3 protein-coding genes and 1 pseudogene are annotated in these 3,729 nt (G+C 44.1%); 2 read left to right on the forward strand and 2 right to left on the reverse strand.

Going from position 1 to position 3,729, the window contains the following annotated elements; all coding sequences use genetic code 11:
* Positions 1-531: 531 nt before the first annotated feature.
* Positions 532-1,959 carry a cytochrome c oxidase accessory protein CcoG gene (ccoG, locus tag L5M28_RS23730; protein ID WP_263204521.1) on the reverse strand — a complete coding sequence of 476 codons (1,428 nt, stop codon included), beginning with the start codon at positions 1,957-1,959 and terminating at the stop codon, positions 532-534.
* Between the two features lie 91 nt (positions 1,960-2,050).
* Between ccoG and L5M28_RS23735 the strand changes: the two genes are divergently transcribed.
* Entirely contained in the window at positions 2,051-2,401 is a 351-nt protein-coding gene (locus tag L5M28_RS23735) for a hypothetical protein (protein WP_263204522.1), read from the forward strand.
* Between the two features lie 124 nt (positions 2,402-2,525).
* Positions 2,526-3,431: a 1,4-dihydroxy-2-naphthoyl-CoA synthase gene (locus L5M28_RS23740; protein WP_113941423.1), complete on the forward strand. Its 906-nt coding sequence runs from the start codon at positions 2,526-2,528 to the stop codon at positions 3,429-3,431.
* A gap of 61 nt (positions 3,432-3,492) precedes the next feature.
* On the opposite strand, the pseudogene L5M28_RS23745 reads toward L5M28_RS23740, so the two are convergent.
* A pseudogene (locus tag L5M28_RS23745) lies at positions 3,493-3,729 on the reverse strand (IS4 family transposase); the annotation flags it as partial.

The following is a 3,729-nucleotide window of genomic DNA, read 5'->3' on the forward strand; positions in this document are numbered from 1 at the left end:
AGAAACAAACTGTACATATTGCTATGAACACTCATTGTTACATTGATTTAAATTTTTGACTGCCAACCCGAAGGTTAAGCAGTTTCGATTAACTCAACACCTGTGAGTGTCCACACAGATTTCTTGTTTTATCTTGTTAAAGAGCAACTCAATATTCGTAAGAGAACTTGAGTACCACACTGAGCGTCGAACGCTTCCAGTTGGCTAGGGCTGCGTATTCTACGCATTTCCCGTTTCGCGTCAAGGAGTATTTTTCAACTTCTTGCTGCGGTTGAATTAAGTGCTTAAAAGCGACTCAATTCAACCTAACTCGTCAGCTGGCTTTCGCTGTCTGCCGTGTCAGTGGATGCGCATTATAGGGAGCAGAAGATTTTGTGCAAGGGCTTTTTGTAGGAAAATAACGATTAATGGTTTAGACGTTTACTTATCAAACGATACGTATAAAAAAGGGGCTAAAAAGCCCCTTTATCTCGATTAAGTCTGGCAATCTATATGAGTCACGCTCAGCTAGATCATCATAAATACTGTTATCTATGGACTAAAGAAACGAGATTCTTGCTCAACTTCGACTTCTTCACCGTTGATATGAGTTTTCACTTTTATCTCGATATTAGTAACTGAACGAGACAGCTCAACCGGATCGATACCCACACTAATAGGGAGAGTTAACACTTCACCACCCGCAATAGTGACCGAAGTTGGACCGTACCATTTATAGTTGTCTAATCCTTCGACACTCATAGTGTATTCGTGGGATTGCTCTGTCTTATTAAGAATCTTCAAGGTGAAGGTGTTTTCAATCAAACCTTGATTGTTCTCTCTATAGAGCTGGTTGCGGTCACGAATGATATCCATACGCACAGGTGCTATGGTCGCACTGGAGTATATAAAGACTAATATCATCGCTATCAGTACCACGCCATAACCGACAAGTTTAGGTCGCAGCACTTTTTGCTTAATTCCTTCTAACTTGTTCTCGGTGGTATAACTGATAAGCCCTTTTTCATACCCCATACGATCCATGGTTTGATCGCAGGCATCGATACAAGCGCCGCAGTTAATACACTCATATTGCAGACCATTACGAATGTCGATTCCCGTAGGACATACCTGCACACACAAGTCACAGTCGATACAGTCGCCAAGCCCTAGCTCTTTAGGGTCATCTTTGCGTGAGCGCGGACCACGGGTCTCACCACGTTTAGTATCGTAACCCACGATAAAAGTATTCTTATCGAACATGGCCGCTTGGAAACGAGCATAAGGGCACATGTGGATACACATGATTTCACGCATCCAACCCGCATTGCCGTATGTGGCAAGTGTAAAAAACACGACCCAGAAGTAGATACCGCCAGAAGCATTAAGCGTAAATACATCGACATAGACTTCACGACTTGGCACAAAATAGGACACAAAAGTCATCGCCGTCATCAGTGAGAGCAATAGCCAGGCCGTATGTTTTGCCGTTTTACGCCAGAGTTTGTCAAAGCTCCATGGCATTTGATCTAACTTAATGCGTTTATTGCGTGCGCCTTCAAGTTTTTCCTCGAACCAGATGAACATAAAGGTCCATACTGTTTGGGGGCAAGTGTATCCACACCAAACACGGCCAAGATAGGTGGTCACAAAAAACAGAGCGAAGGCAGCGATCATAAACAACGCTGCAAGCAAGGTGAGATCCTGCGGCCAAATAGTTAAACCGAAGACGTGAAACTTTTGTTCGCCCAAGTTAAACCATACGGCTTGACGGTCGCCCCAAGGGATCCAAGGTAAAAGCAGGAAAAATAACATGGCGATCCAGCCCATGCGGCGACGTACGCTACTCCATAAACCGTCTATGGCTCGGACATAAATCCGATTACGAGGATTAAAGCGATCGGCTTTACTCGCATCTGGCTGGTGAATCTTAATTCGATTGGTTTTCGAATAGTCCTTGTTGTTAGATTCTAAGTTCATCGTTACAGCCTTTTACTGCTTTAATATTGGACGAAAACTAGCTTATTATACCCATATTCTTAATGGTTATTCACTTATGTTGGACTAAAAGATGAAAGGTTGGATCATATTGGCGCTACTCGCGGGTGCTTTATATTACTTATACACAGAAACAGATAAATTAGATGTTCCTATTGCAAAGACTGAGGCGATGATCGAAGAAATAGAGAATAAAGTTGACTCTATGACAGGAACAAAAATTATTAAAATCGACCATAAACTGACTAAGGTAAGAACCGACATCATAGAACGTTTATCCACATTAGAACTCGAAGCCTTCAATCAAATTCCAATGACACCCGAGTCTATTGCCGACTTTAAGGCTAACTATTGCGGTACTATGGCACCTCAACATTCAGTGTTTAGCAAAGATAATCAGCTTTATCTATGTGATCACCTTTAATCATTACAGACTCATAGGCAAACGGGATTTTGCTATATAGCGCTAAGGTTTAGACTTAGGTGATTGACCTTATATATGATTCCGCCTAGCCTTTGAGGCATTACAGCATAAAGGCCTATGAATCATGACCCAACAAGTATCAGACATTTTTGATCCCACCCTATGGGATGAAGTCAGTGGATTTCATTTCGACGATATTACTTACCACAGAGCCAAAGCGCACGGCACAGTACGCATTGCCATTAATCGCCCAGAGTGCCGTAACGCCTTCCGACCTAAAACCGTTGATGAATTATTTATCGCACTCGACCATGCACGCCAATGGTCTGATGTGGGTTGCGTACTGCTTACGGGTAACGGTCCTTCGGCAAAAGATGGTGGCTGGGCGTTCTGTTCGGGTGGCGATCAACGTATTCGCGGCAAAGATGGCTATAAATATGAAGGCGCCGAAGAAGGTAAGGCCGATCAAGCCAGAATGGGCCGCTTACATATATTAGAAGTACAACGCCTGATCCGCTTTATGCCTAAAGTGGTCATCGCCGTTGTGCCGGGCTGGGCGGTGGGTGGCGGCCATAGTTTACACGTAGTGTGCGACTTAACCTTAGCCTCGAAAGAACACGCAATATTTAAACAAACCGATCCCGATGTTGCGAGCTTCGACTCAGGTTACGGCAGTGCTTATCTCGCCAAGATGATAGGTCAAAAACGTGCCCGCGAAATCTTCTTCTGCGGATTTAACTACAGCGCTGATGAAGCCTTCGACATGGGTATGGTTAATAAATCCGTTCCCCATGCAGAGCTAGAAACCGAAGCATTAATGTGGGCGAAAGAGATTAACTCTAAATCACCTACGGCTATGCGTATGCTTAAATACGGCTTCAACATGACTGATGATGGTATGGTCGGTCAGCAATTATTTGCCGGTGAAGCGACGCGTTTAGCCTATGCGAGCGCCGAAGCACAGGAAGGACGCGATGCCTTCCTCGAAAAACGCGATCAAGATTTTTCAGCCTTCCCTTGGCACTACTAATTTTAGAATTGTATTAATTTACGTTTAAATGCTCAAAACCCTCCATCGTGCTGTCTCTTGATCACATCTTTTGCTCAAGAGACAAGGCTAGCTGGTAACCTTCAAGGATGGTTTGCAGTTTAAACCATCCTTGCCATAACCTTTCCCAGCCCACAATTCCGCTTCGTTTGCTGTCATTCCAGCCCGCGAGTTTTCCTAATCTTAGATAAGCCCAATGCACACTGGGGACTTGTTCGGGCGGTTGGCTTTTTTCCGTCTTTAGCCATAACAACTTCCAGGCCAATGGGCTTAACAGGCT

The organism is Shewanella sp. SW32 (assembly GCF_025653365.1).
GTDB lineage: Bacteria > Pseudomonadota > Gammaproteobacteria > Enterobacterales > Shewanellaceae > Shewanella > Shewanella oncorhynchi.

Bases quoted from the DNA above. Each gene is read 5' to 3' on its own strand.
- L5M28_RS23740 (WP_113941423.1), top strand. From the start codon at position 2,526: ATGACCCAACAAGTATCAGACATTTTTGATCCCACCCTATGGGATGAA.
- L5M28_RS23735 (WP_263204522.1), top strand. From the start codon at position 2,051: ATGAAAGGTTGGATCATATTGGCGCTACTCGCGGGTGCTTTATATTAC.
- ccoG (WP_263204521.1), bottom strand. From the start codon at position 1,959: ATGAACTTAGAATCTAACAACAAGGACTATTCGAAAACCAATCGAATT.